The sequence below is a fragment of the Staphylococcus sp. acrmy genome (assembly GCF_022690565.1).
Lineage (GTDB): Bacteria > Bacillota > Bacilli > Staphylococcales > Staphylococcaceae > Staphylococcus > Staphylococcus caledonicus.
The window spans coordinates 1-18,373 of sequence record NZ_JALCVE010000007.1; the positions used below are offsets into that span (position 1 = coordinate 1).

Sequence of the window (18,373 nt, forward strand, 5' to 3'; positions counted from 1 at the left end):
GTTTATAATATTGTAGTAATTATTTTTTTTATTTTCAATATTTTTTTTATCTTCTTCTAATTGTTTTTTTTCACTTTCTAGGTTACTAATTATACTTTCCAATTCCTTAATTTTTTTTTGATCTCCTACAAAACATTTTAAAATTCCTCCTATTATGTTATTTTAGTTTCACTTATAATATCCTTCTTCCTATAAATAATTTCACTGAAAATTATTTTTATATGAAATTGAGTTGGCTCCCTATCAAGTAGGCAATAAAATAATTGAAGTGTGTGGTTGATTTTGCTTTAAGTAGAATCAGACATTTTCAATGTAATTTGTTCGTTATTGAAAAAGTAAATGTTTCATTAATTTCTTTTTTACCTTCTTCAATAACATTAAAAATTAAAATTTTCTTTCTTTTAAAAATTTCTCATCGGATTATACCTTGCCCCCCTTCTATAGGTCTGTTATCTATACATCTACTAATACGAGATATACTTAAATGATACCGTTTTATTCTAATAATTTTTATGTATACTAATAGTTTAGATTACTATGAAATAAATTTTCTTTATATTATTTTAAAAATTTAGATAATTTCTCTCTTAATCTTTCTATAAAAACGCTATTTTTGCTTACTTTATTATTAAAATTTTCATTGTCTTTAATCACCATAATGCCTATAAAGAATAATTATCTTGATTTTAATATATCTATGAATTTTTAAAAACATAGACAAAAGTCGCACCATTTATGATATGCTTCCCCATATTAGTTAGTTTACTAAAAAATGAGCCCGTTACCTGAGCTCATTTTAAATAATTATATTAATAGCTACCAATTTCTTCTTTATCAATAAAATTAAAAATAGTAGGCATATCATATGTTAGTTTAATATTATCATAGTTTTCAAACACTTCACTTTGGGAACTTCCAAATAAAAAGTCAAATTGAGCTAGATAATTTTTACTACGAAATTTATTTATTAAAACATTAAAAGTACGTTGCTCAAACATAGGCCATTTACTATACAACAGAGATCCATGCCATGTTTCATACACACTATGAAGATCTTTTTTCATAAGACTTTCTGTATATAAAATTACATCTGCATCTTGAACTTTTTTTAAATCCTTCCCTTCAAAGTATATTTCAGCTAACATTTTTTTGACATTAGTATTATATGAATATTTCCTTGATAACGCCTGGGGATATAAACTTAATATATAATAATTTGCTTCTCTTCTACTAAAGTTAAATTTAGCATTCAATAAATCCTTCAAAAATTCATTTGCACCTGACGATAAAGATTCACTTACTAGTATAAGAAATGAAAAATAATTAAAAATCCTAGTCATTGGGTTTTTAAATTCTTCTTCCGTAAGAGTTAAACACCTATTATAATGTTCTATGATTATTTCTCTAAAATAAAAGTTATCATTGTTTAACGCATACGTAATAACCTCTTTCCAAGTATCAAATACCTCTTTTAATTCCATTAATTCTTCTTTATTATAGTCCTCTACGCTATTTTCTATACTTTTTAAAGTTTTATAAATAATGTCCAAAGATTCTTCAAAATTTCTCATTTCATTATATTTTTTAGATAAAGTTAATTTTTTTACTGCTTTCTTTAGTTCATTATGGTTTTGGTTATAATCAGGTACTTTACCAAGTTTTGGTTTTTCAAATAAAGGTTTGTTATGTATTTTTCTTGCAATCTCTTCTGTTTTCTCTATATCTAATTCAATATCTGTCATATCAATAGCAAATCTAGTATCACAAAAAGTTGGTAATGATGGTTTTCCATTATCTAGAATATCTAAAAAAACAGGTATAAACCTACTATCTTTTTGCTTATCATAAATTTGTGAAGTAATTATTGTACTTTCTTTTCCAACTCCTCCTTCTCTATCATTAGCTCTATTAAAATACTGAAAATCACTTAATATTAAGACGAAATCAATTGTCTCATCATTGACCATAGACTCCATAAAATAATTCAAGTCGTCCCCCTCCGTACAATCCCAAACATCTAAAATGACATCAATTCCATGATCAACTCTCAAACTCTCTGCTATTCTCACAACTCTATTTAAATGATCTATACTTGTTCTAGAATAAGAAATAAAAGCTTTTTTGGTCATATTATCCCTCTCCTTGTTTAAAATAATTAGTATATTTTTTAAATACATTTCTGATTTTAGATAACTATATATCACAATCGCTATTTTTATACTATTTAAGAAAACATGCTCGAACTATAGTCAATTGGCATTCTTTTATCAACTTATTGGTCAATCACTTTTCAGATACAATAGCTCAATCACTTCTAATTACCAATGTATTTGATTTTGAAAACCTACTTATATGGATAACATTGTTATTTATATGTAATGACTTAACCTATTTTAGATAAATCCCATCAAACCATATTTACCTATAGTATCGTCTTCTATAATTAGTATATTATGAATTCTACTATAGTTAACCATATCTACAATGAGATTAGAGGAGCTAAAAGAAGCAAAAATTAAAGTACTAAAAGATAGATTGTAATGAACTCTTAGAAATGAAAATGAAGTTTTTTAAAAATATAAAAAAATAGCAATGTAGTTAGTAAAAGATTTTTATTAATCTGAAAAAACATTGCTATTTTGAAAAACTATATAAATAGAAAATAATAATCGTATTATTTATGATATGCTTCGCCTCTCATGATTTTAAATGCACGGTAAACTTGTTCTATTAAGACGACACGCATCATTTGGTGTGGAAAGGTCATTTTGCTGAATGAGAGGGCGTAGTTGCTGCGTTTTAAGACGTCGTCATGTAGGCCATTGGATCCGCCTATAATAAATACGAAGTCGCTTTGGCCTTGTGTCATGCGCTGTTGTAGTTCTTTGGCTAAGCCTTCTGATGACAACATTTTGCCTTCTATTTCTAAAGTAATGACTGTGGCTTGTGGTTTAATTTTCGCAAGTAAGCGTTGGCCTTCTTTTTCTTTAACTTGTTCTATTTCTTTGTCACTCATATTTTCTGGTGCTTTTTCATCAGGTACTTCTATAATTTCAATTTTGGAGTAAGGCCCTAGTCTTTTTTCATATTCTGACATTGCCTGTTTCCAATATTTTTCTTTTAATTTCCCTACTGCTAAGATTGTTATCTTCATAAGGTCCTCCAAGGTGTTAATAGTTATCCTACTTATCCACAAGTTATCAACTTGTTAACAGAATTCCCTCTAATTATAACAGGAATGTATATAAATTCTGGCTAAAAATTAAGAAATAATACTAAAATCAAGTTATCCACCTGCAAATATGTGGGTAAGTCTGTGAATAATGTGAGTATTTCTGTGTGTATTATCCACAACAGTGGATAACTTTAACTAATTTTGGGGATAACTTCAGTGCCGTCTTAAATATTTATTCATCTTTTTCACTCAAAACCATGCTTAAGACGTTTCATTTTGAATATTCATGTATAGTTAAAATTATTAGATAATTAACTCAAGATATAAAAAAAACGACCTACTCTAATTTTCAAAATTATAAGTAGGTCGAACGTCTAATTATTATTATAATGTATAAATTGGTGTGGCTTGTGCTTTGTCTGTATCACATAATAATACTTCTTTTTCCGTATCAATATCGTGTTCATTTAGCACTTGTCCCACACTCATACGTGCTAATTCTTTCATATTATTGTCTTGGGATAAGTGTGACAGATAAATACGTTTAGTATTGCCTGTAATCACGTCTGTCATCGCAAGCCCAGCATCTTCATTTGACACGTGGCCCATATCGCTTAAAATACGTTGTTTCGTCTTCCAAGGATAACGGCACATGCGCAACATATCTACATCATGATTACTTTCAAACACGAAAGCATCACTACCTTGAATCATGCCTTTCATGCGATCTGACACATAACCTGTATCCGTAATCATCGTAAATTTCTTATAGTCATTGTGGAAGATGTAAAATTGAGGGTCAATTGCGTCATGTGACACATTAAATGACTCTATATCAAATCCTGCAATAGATTGGGTATCATACGGGTTAAATATAAATTTTTGGTCCATAGGAATCTTACCATCTTTTTTATCGATGGCCTTCCACGTGTTCTCATTCGCATAAATAGGTAGTTTATACTTACGTGCGAGAACACCTAATCCTTTAATGTGATCGCTATGCTCATGAGTGACTAATATCCCGTTCAAATCTTCTATATTTCTATCAATTTGGCTAAATAGTTCTTCCATCTTTTTGCCAGTGAGTCCAACATCTACTAATAGACTGCCTTTATCACTTTCAACATACGTGGCATTTCCTGTACTACCACTCGCCAGAACACTCATACGTATCAAGCGGCTCATCCTTTCTACTTCCGACAACTTGCGCTATATTTTAGAGTGCCTTCAGTCTAATCTGCACTCTTTTCTTGAAAATGATGAGACTGAGACATTAATAATTTGTGCTCTGGGAAACCGATATACGGTGTCCCAAAAGTAGGATTCTCGGCAGATACCGTCACGATTCGACAAAATTTGAAAAACAATTTTGCTCATCGTTCGGTTCTGCTCAAATCCTAAACACTTTTGTCCCAACCTCATTCCAGTCCTCTAAAATACCTTTATATTATACTATATCAATACAGAAATTAAAGTTCCAATTCCATGTTTATCTCTCAAGCCTATCACAAATAATAAAAAAAGCGAGTGCATGAAGTTACCTCCACGCACTCGTCAAAACTTTACTTTTCATTTTCCTTTTAGTTATCAATCACTTTAGGATTAGATGATGTTGCTTCTACATAATATGTTTTTGTCTCGTTCTTACCTTTATGTTTTACTTTAATTTCCCAGTTCGCTTGTAATAATTGAACATTCGTTTCTCTTACAACTGAGTAATAACCCAATCGAGCATCTAGCACTTGGTCGCCAGATTTTAAATAACGGTTAAAATACAGTGTCTCGATAGCTTTACGAGGTGTAATGACTTGTTTCTTGGGGTTACTATCACTTGTCGCTGGCTCAATCTTATTCATCACCGTTTGTTTATAACTTGTCGCCTTACCATTATCCACATAGAAACGTAAGCGCGCCTTATTATTATTCATCAACGGATAGCCTTCGTAAGTCTGCTCATACGTTACTGTGTTCGACATTACATCGCCTAATTGATACGATTTGCCTCGATATACATTATCCATAATATAATCCTTCAAATCGCTTAGATTACTGTCGCTAACGTTTACCGTTTTATCAATCTCGCCGTTTAACGTATAGCCTGAATCATCCGCTTCAAGCGATGATTCATTTTCAACGTCACTATCGAAATTCTTCGACTTCGCCGTAATCATCTGCATCTCGGTGCCACTCACGTCTTTATTCAATATATCCTTCGCAACTTGAATCTCTTCTTGCTGAAAATTAACTTCATTGTCGCTTTCAGACTCATTAATCTGAGATTTCGTCACCTTATTCACGTAAATAATTACAAGCAGGATGTTAACAAGAATAAATACGAAAATAAACAAGGTCTTCGTTTGTTTCCAATTCATTTATTCAAGCCTCCCATCCTCGTAAGCATACCAATCGCCGTTATATTCAACATACCACGTCGGTATAAACTCACTGTTACGTTGTACTTCGATATCTTCTTTATCAGGTCGATCATCTTCTTTGTAGCCAATCGTCATGTTCGTCACTTTTGGAAAATCAATATCCTGATTATTGGCAAGAGCAGAACGCACACTTTCAACACTCTCAAGTTCCCGTTGTTCACCCTCTAAAGGTACGCTTGAACGTAGTAACGCACGTTTATAGTCATATACGCCTTTTTTGCCCCATGTCACTTCAATATCATTCAATTGTTGATCATTGAACGTTGGATGACCGTTAAGGAACAATTGATAGGTCAGTTCACCTGACGAGTTATCTGTACTAAAGAGTCGATAATCATCGTTGAAGAAGCCACCATGTCCATTTACATACTCAAATGTACTTGGAATCGTTGTATCCATATCACTTGAGCTTGATTCATCTTCTGATAAATTCTTGTAGTGATATTTCTTACTTTCGTCATTGTAGTTTGCGACACCTGTATTATTGTTATAAGTCGTTGAGCCACTTTTACTGCTTCGAATAATCACTGAATCATCGAATAAAATGGCATTCATCGTTTCTACAGGAATCGTATCGTACACCATGCGGTAAGAACGCATCTTCTTAGGTTGACTTGGCGCAAACACATGGGTTGCTTTATCGATTGTATCTTTATTGGTAATGACCTCAGAATATTTCTGCATATCATTGTCTAACTGGTTCATCACATTATTAAAGTTTTTAGCTTTAGCGTTCATTGTTACTTTCATTACTTGGTGACGATCTTTACTAATCGCATATAACTCTAATTTACCTTTAGTATTTTTATTCACTAAAAGACGATTAAAATTGAAATTCTTAGGTATTTTGGCAGAAGAATTAAGCACTTGCCCTAGATACGTTTTTAATGGCATATCATAGGTAAAATCTAACACCGTAAAATGATCATTTAACGTTGGAATCGTTAAGTTATAATCTCGTTGCATGTGTTCAACTTTACTAACATCGTGGTTTTTCAACGTATTTGAAATTTTAGCTAATTGATCTCGTGTAGGCGCTAGACCTTTTACTTTATCGCCATTCACTTTCACAATCTGGTAAGGTGAAATCACATTATCAATATGCGCTGACATAGGTTTTCCAATCGTTTTAGTATTACTCTTTTTACTATCCGCGCTGTCTAAATTTGTTAAATCTGGAGAAAAGTTCCAAACCATATACGTAAGCACGCCACTCATCATGACTAATAGTATAAGAATGATTGATTTAATATACTCTTTACTCTTCATCCCAATCACCATCGTCTATAACTTCACATGGAAGTGTAATAAATATCGATGTACCTTGTCCTTCGACACTATTAGCCCAAATACGACCATTATGCGCAGCTACAATCTCTTTAGAAATGGCTAGACCTAATCCAGTACCACCCATTTTACGTGTACGTGCTTTATCTACACGGTAGAAACGATCAAAGATTTTATCTACTTTATTGATTGGAATACCAATACCATTATCTTTAATGCGAATTGTCATACGATTGTATAACGTGTTTTGTTTCACGTGGAACTCGACACGTTTCTCACCACGAGAATACTTCATAGCGTTGGTAATAACGTTATCAAATACCTGTGTCATCTTATCTGGATCGATTTCCGCAAAGATAGTTTCTTGAGGGATTTCTCGCACAAATGTTGTATCTTTAGCTGCCATTTGATGTCGATTAATGATTTTGTTGATAAACATATTGAAGTCGACAATTTCCTTCGTAATCTGTTCGGATTCGTTGTCCATTTTCGATAATTGAAGTAAGTCATTAACCAGTCGAATCATACGTTCAGTTTCTTCACGTGTTACTGAAAGGAAGGATGGTGCTAAGTTCTCATCTTTCCATGCGCCTTCTTCAAGCGCTTCGATATAACTGTTCATTGATGTTAATGGCGTACGTAATTCGTGGGATACGTTGGCTACGAATTCACGACGTTCACGTTCGATTTGTTGTTGTTCTGTTACATCGTGTAGCACGGCAATGTAACCTGTGACGAAGCCTGTTTCTTGCACAATCGTACTAAAGTTTACACGTGCAATAATACCTTCGTCTTCATTGATATCTAATAAGAAACTATCATTATTCTCTTGTATCTCATCTAGAGAGAATTCCTCTTCTAAATTTAAGACACTTAACATGTAATAACCGACTAAGTCTTCTTTCGCCATGCCAAGCATTTTAATCGCCATATCATTAACGATACGCACACGACCACGTCTATCTGTCGCAATAATACCGTCGCTCATATGCGTGATAACCGAATCAAGTCGTCGTTTCTCACTCTCGGTATTTGCTTGAGCTTCTTGTACACGTTTAGATAGGTTATTAAACGCAAGGGCGAGCTCACCAATTTCGTCATTCCCGTAGATTTTAACACGTTGGGTATAGTTACCTTTAGACATCTCTACGGTTTGGTTACGCATATCCGTAATCGGTCGTGTAATGGTCCTTGCGATAAAGAACCCGAGTATGACCGTAATAATTAGAGATATGGCGGTACCAATGATGAAGATTTGGTTAATATTGCTGAGCTGATTATATACATTATTAATATTGGACTCTATGTAAATGTTACCAATCGTCTCGTTGCCACTTTTCACGGGTAAATTGTAAATCCAAATACGTTCTTTACCGTTACCGTAGTCTTTTAATACGTTATGGCTATTCGATTCACCAAGTGATAAGGCTTTTTGAACGGAATTATCATTAACTTTCTGGTTAATTAAATTATGTGATGATAATTTGGCCGTCGCCATGATGATTTGGTCTTTATCGATAAAACGAATTTCTTCGATTTCTTGACGATTGGCATACTCGTTTAGTAAACTTTGAACTTCTTTTTGCGCATTGGATGGATCGTCTCTATAAATACGCTCAACATTGACTTCAAGCTGTGTTGCATATTGCTTAATATTCTTCATGAAGTTGTTGGTTAATTCTTTTTCCAAATTATTAGTGAAATACAGGCCAATAATCTGCATTCCAATAATAATTAAGAGTACATAGACAATAACAAGCTTAGTGTGAAGGGATTGTAACTGTTTCAGCCACTTCATATCCGCAAGCTCCTAATCATGTTGTTGGAGGAAATATCCAACGCCTCTACGTGTTACGATATATTCTGGATGAGAAGGATCATCTTCAATCTTCTCACGCAAACGACGGATAGTTACGTCAACTGTACGCACGTCTCCAAAGTAGTCATAGCCCCAAACTGTTTGAAGTAAGTGTTCACGCGTCATTACTTGCCCCATATGTTTTGAAAGGTAGTGGAAGAGTTCAAATTCACGGTGTGTCAATTCGATATCTTCGCCACGTTTTTTAATGGAGTAAGCGTCTGGATAGATGACAATGTCTTTAATTGTAATTTCGTTTGTTGCATTATTTACTTCTTGAGCTGGTTGTGAATAATGACGACGTAAATTGGCTTTCACACGCGCAATTAATTCACGAGTGCTAAATGGTTTCGTCACATAGTCATCCGCACCGAGTTCAAGACCTAAAACTTTATCGATTTCAGAGTCTTTTGCCGTTAACATAATGATTGGCATTTCATACTTCTTACGTACTTCACGACATACTTCCATACCGTCACGTCCAGGTAACATGATGTCTAATAGGACGATATCTGGCTCTACTTCATAAATTAAATCCACTGCGTCATTGCCGTCATAGGCACAGTAAACGTCGTAGCCTTCTTTTTTTAAATTAAATTCTAGGATGTCTGCAATTGGCTTTTCGTCATCGATTACAACAACTTTTCTTGCCATATCTATAACCCTCATTTCTCAAATTATAGTTCTCTATTTCAATATTTTTTAGCGTTTTTAGTAAAGAATAATTACGATTTGGCGCGTAAAAAATGTTTATAAACGCACACTCATCTACTATATAATTTACCATTAATATACTTCTAATTCTATGGGCGTGAGAGAGAAATCTAATTTAACCTCAAAGATTTCCTCATCTTCCTCTTACAATATTGACTAGAAATTTAAAAGTACTACTTTAATAACCTTTCGTTCTAATCAATTATTGCCAACATTCAACAAATAATCCGGGAGATTAGTAGTTTAAAGTTTACCACTCTAATATAATATTACAAATATGTTGAATCTCTTGGATAGGGGACGAAAGTCGTAGTGACGCCTATTCCAAGCATTGTTACAAAATTGTGATAACTTCAAACGTTTAAATATCAACATTTATCTTCTTATATAAATAGAAATATTAAAATTGTATTGCGCCGTCATATTCTTGTAACGCAAAGCTTCTTGAGCGATGTTCTTTTTATTGAGCAGTATTTTATTTTTGAAAAGGGAAATGAAGCGGGACATTAACGTGAAGTGAAAGTAGCTAAATAAAAAGATAAAAAAAAATGCCTATCCTATTGGATAAGCAATACGGTCTCGACGGGAATCGAACCCGCGATCTCCTGCGTGACAGGCAGGCGTGTTAACCGCTACACTACGAGACCTACAAAATGGTGACTCCTACGGGACTCGAACCCGTGTTACCGCCGTGAAAGGGCGGTGTCTTAACCGCTTGACCAAGGAGCCATTCTTAAGCACAAGATAGATTATAGCACAGGCCTTATTTTGAAGACAAGACATTTTTTACATAATTTTAATCTTTTTTATAATTTCTTAATTTATTGGATAAAACTTGTCATATCAAGGCTTTCAATCGTTACAATTTTTTCATTTATCCCCTTTTTACACTTTTGTATTTTATACTTCGTATTGAATGGGCTCCCTTTCCGGGGAGACAACTTCAGCCAGCCCTAACTAAAGTTTGGGCCCCAGTCTTCAGTTTGTCTTGTTTCCCCAGGAGTCTCGCCCTCAACACTTCGTATACTTGTATAACTTCATATTATGAATTACTAAGTAAATTATTGTATTGGTAAACTTAATTAACAATTACCAAGTCACTTAATAAACTACTCACAAAATAAAAAAATCCAGTTTGGACATTAAGGTATGTCTCAAACTGGATTTTCATTTTCATAAAGAAATTAAAACGAAATATTTTAATTCTTATCTATTACCATAATTGTTCTAATAAGTTTGTTTGTTCACGGTCTGGGCCTACTGAGAAGATTGAAATCTTCACATTACATAATTCTGAAATACGTTCTAAATATCTACGCGCATTGTCAGGTAATTCTTCCAATGTACAGCAACTTGTAATATCTTCTTTCCATCCTGGTAACTCTTCGAAGATTGGTTTACAACGACGTAATTGATCAAGGTTAGCTGGATATTCAGTAATTTCTTCGCCGTCTAATTCGTATGCTGTACAAATTTTCACAGTATCTAAACCTGTAAGCACGTCGATAGAGTTAATAGATAGGTCTGTAATACCGCTCACACGACGAGAGTGACGTAATACGACTGAGTCGAACCAGCCGACACGACGTGGACGTCCAGTTGTTGTACCGTACTCACGACCAACTTCTCTAATGTGGTGACCATCTTCATCAAATAATTCAGTTGGGAATGGGCCATCGCCTACACGAGATGTATAAGCTTTACATACACCAATTACTTTAGAAACGAATGTTGGGCCTACACCAGTACCTACTGTTACATTACCAGCAACAGGGTTACTTGAAGTTACGAAAGGATATGTACCGTGGTCGATATCTAACATAACGCCTTGTGCGCCTTCGAATAATACTTTTTCATCAGCAACAAATGCGTCGTCTAATGTTTTCGCTGTGTCCATAACGAATTCTTTTAAGCGTTGACCTGCCGCATAGTATTCGTCAAACATTTCATCAAAGCGTGGGCATGATTCGTTAAACATACCTTTGAAATATGCATCTTTAATTTCGATATTTTCTTTTAAGCGACGTTCAAATGTTTCTTTTTCTAATAAATCAGCCATACGGATACCGATACGTTGCGCTTTATCTACATAAGCTGGGCCGATACCTTTTTTAGTTGTACCAATTTTATTATCGCCACGACGACGTTCTTCATATTCATCTTGCGCTAAATGATAAGGAAGAATCACTTGAGCACGGTTAGAAATACGTAAGTTACTTGTAGAAATACCACGTTCATTTAAGCCGTCTAATTCTTTCAATAACGCTACTGGGTCGACAACAACGCCGTTACCAATCACCGCTAATTTATCTTTATAAAAAATACCTGATGGTACTAAATGTAATTTATAAGTTTCTCCACCGAACTGAATAGTATGTCCTGCGTTATTACCACCTGAAAAACGTGCAATAACATCCGCTTGTTCCGCTAAGAAATCTGTAATTTTACCTTTACCTTCGTCTCCCCATTGTGTCCCAACTACTACGATTGATGACATGTGAGCACCTCCAAAGTTTTCTCGATTAACCATAAGTATTCTATCAGTCCATCTGGCATAATGCAAATAAAAATCGAACATTAATATTTACACATTTCTCTTTTCTTCTTGAAAATAAATTTCTTCTATAAATGCCTATAAACGCTTACATATCAGTATTTCAAAGACTTTTCCTTAAAAACCAAGATACATACTAAACAGAAATAAATTCAACCAAAACAAAATAAAAACCGTACATTTAATACAAAAATAAGATTAAAGTACGGTAAAAAATAATTACATCATATCGGCATGTGCATAATCGATATCTGTAAATTTATTATATTGTTTCATAAAGTGTAGTTTCACGGTGCCGGTTGGACCGTTACGTTGCTTAGCGATGATAATTTCAATTTCACCATTCTCATCGTTAGACTGAGGTTCCATATTGCCATCATCGTCTTCACCTTCGCCACGATTATAATAATCATCACGATATAAGAATGCGACGATATCAGCATCTTGCTCAATCGAACCTGACTCACGAATATCACTCATCATTGGACGTTTATCTTGACGTTGTTCTACGCCACGAGATAACTGACTCAATGCGATAACAGGACATTCTAATTCACGCGCGATTGCTTTTAACGTACGTGAAATTTCAGATACCTCTTGTTGTCTGTTATCTGAAAAGCGTGACCCACTACCTTGAAGTAATTGTAGATAGTCAATCACAATCATATCTAAGCCATGTTCTTGTTTTAACCGACGGCACTTAGAACGTAAATCTGTAATACGAATACCTGGCGTATCATCGATAAATATCTTCGTACGAGATAGTTTACCTACCGCTATTGTAAAACGATTCCAGTCTTCTTCTGTCATCGTCCCTGTTCTTAAGCGATTGGAATCAACGTTACCAGAACTACAAATCATACGTGTTGCTAGTTGATCGGCACCCATTTCAAGCGAGAATATCCCTACCGTGTAACTTCCTTCATGTGTTGCCACTTTTTGGGCAATATTAAGAGCGAAGGCAGTCTTACCTACAGAAGGACGCGCAGCTAAAATAATTAAATCATTACGGTTAAAGCCCGCAGTCATCTGGTCTAAATCACGATAACCAGTTGGAATACCTGGCGTTTGTCCGCTATTTTGGTCTAATTCTTCGGCTGTCTCATACACTTGTCCAAGGACGTCTCTAATATCCTTGAAGCCATCGCTTTGACGATTAGAGGACAACTCAAGTATGCGTCGTTCAGCGTCACTTAAAATCGCATCTAATTCAAGTTCATTGTCATAACCGTCGTTGGCAATACTATCGGCAGTTTGTATTAATTTACGTTTTAACGATAAGTTAGCGACGATATTTGTATAATACTGAATATTTCGTGTCGTAGGCACATTATTAGATAGTTCCGCTAAATATTGGGGGCCACCCGCTTCACTCAACGCACCATCTTTCGTCAATTGATCCATTAATGTGACAACATCAATTTCACCTTGATCTTCACTTAAATTCATCATTGCTCGGAAGATGTGTTGGTGGGCGCCTCTATAAAATGACTCAGGAAGTAATACCTCCTGAGTCGTATTAATCAAGTTCGGGTCTATAATAATTGCACCTAAGACAGATTGTTCAGCTTCATTGTTATGGGGCATTTGTCTTTGATCATACATATTATCCATACGTCATTACACCTCTAAATCCAATCCATCCTAAATTTTACCCAAATGCCAGTGCTAATTGTATTATTTTTCTACTGTATGAACTCTAATTGTACCTTCTACTTCTTTGTCTAATTTTACAGGTACATTAGTATAACCTAATGCATGGATACCTTGAGGTAAGTCCATTTTACGTTTATCGATTTTAATATCGTGTTGAGATTTAAGTGCTTCGGCAATTTGTTTTGTACTTACTGAACCAAACAATTTACCACCTTCACCAGTTTTCGCACTTACTTCTACTTCGATATTTTCTAATTTTTCTTTAAGTGCTTTCGCTTCACTAATTTCTTGTTGTCTATCCGCTTCGGCACGTTTATTTTGTTGTTCTAATTGTTTTAAGTTACCAGGAGTTGCTTCAACAGCATAGTTATTTTTAATTAAAAAGTTATTAGCATAGCCTACTGGTACATCTTTAACTTCGCCTTTTTTACCTTTACCTTTAACATCTTGTGTGAAAATTACTTTCATGCGTCTTCACTCCTACTCTTTTGTTCTGTAATTGCTTGTTGTAATTGTTCGATTGCTTCTTCAATCGATAATCCTTTTAATTGTGTGGCAGCATTAGTTAAGTGTCCGCCACCACCAAGTGCTTCCATCGTTAGTTGAACGTTGATAGAACCTAGTGATCGGGCAGAGATACCAATTAAGTTATCCTCACGTTTAGCTACCACGTATGATGCTTCTATACCCTCTAAACTTAACAACTCATCAGCTGCTTGTGCAACTGTGACGGGATGATAAATTTTGTCGTTAGAACCATGGGCAATCGCAATACCATCATCTTGTACTTCAACCGTTCTAATCAGTTCAGAACGATTAATGTACGTATCTACATCATCTTTCAAGAAGTGTTGCGTCAAGATAGTATCTGCACCATGGGCACGAAGATAACTTGCCGCATCGAACGTTCTTGAACCTGTACGCAATGTAAAGTTACGTGTATCGACAATGATACCTGCGTACATTACCGTTGATTCTAAACGAGTTAAACGTTGTTCTGTCGGTTGATATTCTAAGAGTTCCGTCACAAGTTCGGCTGTTGAACTTGCGTATGGTTCCATATAAACCAACAGAGGATTAGAAATAAAGCTTTCGCCACGTCTGTGATGGTCAATAACCACTTTACGGTTCGCTTTATTTAGAATATTTTCATCTAATACCATCTCAGGTTTATGCGTATCTACGACGACAATAGTAGATTTAGAAGTCATCATATCCCAAGCTTCGTCAGACGTTACGAAACGTTCTTTAAGCTCAGGTTTCTTATCGATTTCATCCATCACACGACGTAATGTTGGATCGATATCTTCTTCATTTAGAACGACATACGCCTCTAAGTTATTCATTAATGCGAAACGTGACACCCCGATTGCGGCACCTATCGCATCTAAGTCAGGACGTTTGTGTCCCATAATAATTACTTTATCGCCTTCAGTTAAAATGTCTTTCAAGGCGTGAGAAATCACTCGCGCTCTTACACGTGTACGTTTCTCCATTGGGTCAGTCTTACCGCCGTAGAAACGGACGTTACCATTCATATTCTTGATGGCAACTTGGTCACCACCACGACCTAACGCTAAATCAAGACCGGATTGTGATAATTCCCCAAGATCGATTAAGTTCTCGGTACCTTCACCGACCCCAATACTTAGTGTTAATTGGGCACGATAGCCGACACTTTTCTCACGTAACTGACTGAGAATTTCAAAGTTTGATTCTTCAATTTCCGCTAGAATTTTTTGATTTAAATACGCTACGAATTGGTCAGAGCTATAACGTTTAAAGTAAATATTATATTCTGACGCCCAACGACTAATCACTCGTGTCACCATTGAGTTGATTTCAGAGCGTTGCGTATCATTCATATTTTGCGTAATTTCATCATAATTATCTAGGAAAAGGGTCGCAATAATAGGTTTCGATTCTTCATATAATGCGTGTGTTTGTACTTCATTCGTAATATCGAAGAAGTATAAACAATTTTCTTCCTGGGCATGGCGTACATGATAATGATATGGACCATGTTCGATTTCAACTTCTTGAATCTTTTCAAGCTGCTTTAAAATATTCGGAAACACTTCATTAACTGGTTCTGAGATGACGTTCGTTTCTAAGTGTTCAGACATATACTGGTTGATCCATTCAATATGATCATCGGCATCAAGTACGACCATACCAATTGGCAGACGTTTGATGGCTTTATTGCTACCAGCCGAGACATGACCACTTAAGTTATCCACATAGTTATCCATTTTTAATAATGCTTGTCTTACTAACACGATGCTAATAATAATCATCACGACTAGAATAGCAGCGGCAATCGTAGCTACCAATGGCTTAAAGATAAACCATACAACGACAAGTGCTATCGCAGTAAGTACCATCAAAATGTAAGGTATAAGTAATGCCTTTTTTGTGGATTGACGGTTCATTCTTCCACCTCTATTCACTTTTTAAAGTCATTTTTTAATCATTCGTTTTAAATTAATTCCTAAATCAAGTACCCCAAGTAATGCAACAATATGTGTTGCTGGCGTTAAAATTGTCCCCACGACCATTAACAATATCGTTACAGCATCTGGCATACGTCTTGCTTTACCAAAGAAATGAATTAAACTCAATCCTTGAATATACATCAATAATGATAACACAACTTCAAAATTTAACACGATACTTTGGAAAGTACTTGGCTGAGTCGCAAACATTACGCACAGCAAGACGATCATGTAAATCCATAATAATGAACGATTCATTTGCCAAGCAAATAAAGGTTTGAAAATCGGTGTAGCTACTTTAAATTTACGTACAATCGGAAATGTAATAATTAAACTAATTAAAACAAGAATAAAAATTCCGATAATAATAAAACTTGGAAGTTGTACTGCCATTTGGCGAAAGCTTTCTTCTAATAGCGTTTTATAATCAGACTCCACGCCTGATGTAACAATGGCGCTATGCATTGCATCTTTGAAAGGTTTAATAAGTGTTGTTGCACTTGGTATCTTTTTAAATACTTGTAATAACATGAATGCGACTAAAGCAAATATACTTAAATATGTAGTTGCTATATATAAGATGCGTTCTTTAGAAGCACGTTCTTTTAATAATTGGCCAATAATAAAGCTAAGTAGTAAAACTAAAATCATGGCACTTAATACAAATGTATTACCTAATAGAGTGGTTAAAATAACTGTGACTAACGCGGCAAATCCAAATGATGGAACAGATTTGTTCCATAGAATAATCCCTGGAATTGTGGCGAATAAACATAGTATCAAACCAAGTATCGGTAACACATACGTGATTAAAGCAACAATAACGAGCGCAATTGTTCCTAAAATCGTCGCTTTAAGGTGTACTTTTGAAAACACATTTGCCACTCCCATACTTTTTGACTGTAACTTCTATTTTAACCTCTATACAAGATTAAAACAAATGTATAGAAATAGTACTTAGCACACTCATTAGTCGTTGGTTTAGTGGCACTATTGCGGTAATCCGCTTCCATTATTTTCGTTTGAAATTCGTTACTTTTAGAAAATGATATAAGTTCGGTGCCCAATCATTAAAGTTTAATAAGAAACCGTCATGTCCTACATTGTCTGGCACAAAGAAATGACGATGATATTTAAACCGCTCCCCTACTGCTCTCACTTGGTCATCTGGATACAATAAATCATCTGTAAAGCCCATCGTAAGTACTTTAGTATCTAAAGATTGAAAGACCTCATCTACGTCTACACGGCCACGGTCGATATTGTGGCTATCTAAGACATTCAACATTGTTAAGTAACAGGATAAATCATACGTTTCTTTAAACTTATTACCTTGGTAGCGTTGATAACTAACGACCTCGTCTGGAGAGAAGCGTTGATCATAACTTTTAGACGACCGGTACGTTAGGAAGCCTAATTGACGTGCAATACTTAGTCCTTCTTTACCTCCAAGATGAATGGCTTCACGCGCAATTTCATTAAATGCTCGGCTATAGGAGGACGTTTTATCAGTGGCTGCTAAGATAACCGCTTTATCAACTTGGAACTGGTTATTATAGAGTAATTCCATCACCTGCATGCCACCTAGACTTCCGCCGATTAAGATGTTAATTCTTTCGAAGCCGAGTTCTTGAATGCCCTTTTCAATCGCTTTAGCAATATCTCTTAGTGTTAATTGTTTCGGAAAATGTGTATCCGTTACGGGAGAGCTTGAGCCGAATGGGCTACCGATAACGTTAAATGTAAGGAACTGATAATCGTAGATAGGCATATAGCCACCGTCGATAATTTCACGCCACCAACCAGGATGTTCATCAGTACCATACGTTAAATGATTGCCGGTTAGCGCATGACAAACGACTACAAGTGGTTGACCTGAGTATCCTACATGTTCGTAGCGTAATTGTAGATTCTCAATCATTTCACCTGATTCTGTTCTAAATCGTCCTAAGTTTAATGTGTCTACCGTATAATGTGTCATACGCTTTCCTCCTCTGGATAAAAAAATCACTCCATACTCTTTAGAAGTATGAAGCGATGTGCTTATTACTTATCATTCGAGTATCTCGTTGGTTGTAGCACCGTACATGAATGCCGGTTGCTGAAGTTTCATAGGGCCGCGTCCCTCCACTTCTCTCAATAAGTTTATATTGTTTAGTTTTTACACTTTGTAACTGTTTTGTTTAAATTTATTTTATC

At 35.1% G+C, this 18,373-nt stretch carries 13 protein-coding genes, 2 tRNA genes and 1 riboswitch; all 15 genes read right to left on the minus strand.

Annotated features, from left to right (window positions below; all coding sequences use genetic code 11):
• Positions 1 to 809 precede the first annotated feature (809 nt).
• The gene (locus FH144_RS08315; RefSeq protein ID WP_242315046.1) at positions 810 to 2,129 is read right to left on the minus strand and encodes an SEFIR domain-containing protein; all 1,320 of its coding nucleotides are present in this window, start codon (positions 2,127 to 2,129) and stop codon (positions 810 to 812) included.
• Between the two features lie 545 nt (positions 2,130 to 2,674).
• On the minus strand, positions 2,675 to 3,154 hold the full coding sequence (gene rlmH / locus FH144_RS08320) for a 23S rRNA (pseudouridine(1915)-N(3))-methyltransferase RlmH (RefSeq protein WP_242315048.1): 480 nt from the start codon (positions 3,152 to 3,154) through the stop codon (positions 2,675 to 2,677).
• 405 nt (positions 3,155 to 3,559) lie between these two features.
• Positions 3,560 to 4,360 (minus strand): MBL fold metallo-hydrolase, encoded by an 801-nt coding sequence (locus FH144_RS08325; RefSeq protein WP_107507648.1) that lies wholly within the window; start codon positions 4,358 to 4,360, stop codon positions 3,560 to 3,562.
• Between the two features lie 395 nt (positions 4,361 to 4,755).
• Complete coding sequence (locus tag FH144_RS08330) at positions 4,756 to 5,547, minus strand: two-component system regulatory protein YycI (RefSeq protein WP_242315050.1); 792 nt, start codon at positions 5,545 to 5,547, stop codon at positions 4,756 to 4,758.
• Positions 5,548 to 6,879 carry a YycH family regulatory protein gene (locus FH144_RS08335; protein ID WP_242315052.1) on the minus strand — a complete coding sequence of 444 codons (1,332 nt, stop codon included), beginning with the start codon at positions 6,877 to 6,879 and terminating at the stop codon, positions 5,548 to 5,550. It abuts the gene before it with no gap.
• Positions 6,869 to 8,695 carry a cell wall metabolism sensor histidine kinase WalK gene (gene walK, locus FH144_RS08340; protein WP_242315054.1) on the minus strand — a complete coding sequence of 609 codons (1,827 nt, stop codon included), beginning with the start codon at positions 8,693 to 8,695 and terminating at the stop codon, positions 6,869 to 6,871. Before walK ends, FH144_RS08335 begins: the two co-directional genes overlap by 11 nt.
• Positions 8,696 to 8,707: 12 nt before the next feature.
• Positions 8,708 to 9,409 (minus strand): response regulator YycF, encoded by a 702-nt coding sequence (yycF, locus tag FH144_RS08345; RefSeq protein WP_103166468.1) that lies wholly within the window; start codon positions 9,407 to 9,409, stop codon positions 8,708 to 8,710.
• A 634-nt stretch (positions 9,410 to 10,043) separates the two neighbouring features.
• A tRNA-Asp gene (locus tag FH144_RS08350) sits at positions 10,044 to 10,116 on the minus strand.
• Between the two features lie 7 nt (positions 10,117 to 10,123).
• Positions 10,124 to 10,198, minus strand: a tRNA-Glu gene (locus FH144_RS08355).
• 484 nt (positions 10,199 to 10,682) lie between these two features.
• A complete protein-coding gene (locus tag FH144_RS08360; RefSeq protein ID WP_242315056.1) occupies positions 10,683 to 11,966 on the minus strand; it encodes an adenylosuccinate synthase in 1,284 nt (427 codons plus the stop codon).
• Between the two features lie 276 nt (positions 11,967 to 12,242).
• Positions 12,243 to 13,637, minus strand: a complete 1,395-nt coding sequence (gene dnaB / locus FH144_RS08365) for a replicative DNA helicase (RefSeq protein ID WP_103166470.1) — start codon at positions 13,635 to 13,637, stop codon at positions 12,243 to 12,245.
• A gap of 63 nt (positions 13,638 to 13,700) precedes the next feature.
• Positions 13,701 to 14,147: a 50S ribosomal protein L9 gene (rplI, locus tag FH144_RS08370; RefSeq protein WP_242315058.1), complete on the minus strand. Its 447-nt coding sequence runs from the start codon at positions 14,145 to 14,147 to the stop codon at positions 13,701 to 13,703.
• A complete protein-coding gene (locus FH144_RS08375; protein ID WP_242315060.1) occupies positions 14,144 to 16,111 on the minus strand; it encodes a DHH family phosphoesterase in 1,968 nt (655 codons plus the stop codon). Before FH144_RS08375 ends, rplI begins: the two co-directional genes overlap by 4 nt.
• Before the next feature lie 27 nt (positions 16,112 to 16,138).
• Positions 16,139 to 17,065, minus strand: a complete 927-nt coding sequence (locus tag FH144_RS08380) for a YybS family protein (RefSeq protein WP_242315062.1) — start codon at positions 17,063 to 17,065, stop codon at positions 16,139 to 16,141.
• 121 nt (positions 17,066 to 17,186) lie between these two features.
• Entirely contained in the window at positions 17,187 to 18,155 is a 969-nt protein-coding gene (gene metX / locus FH144_RS08385; protein ID WP_242315064.1) for a homoserine O-acetyltransferase MetX, read from the minus strand.
• A 66-nt stretch (positions 18,156 to 18,221) separates the two neighbouring features.
• Positions 18,222 to 18,320: riboswitch (SAM riboswitch) on the minus strand.
• Positions 18,321 to 18,373: the final 53 nt, after the last annotated feature.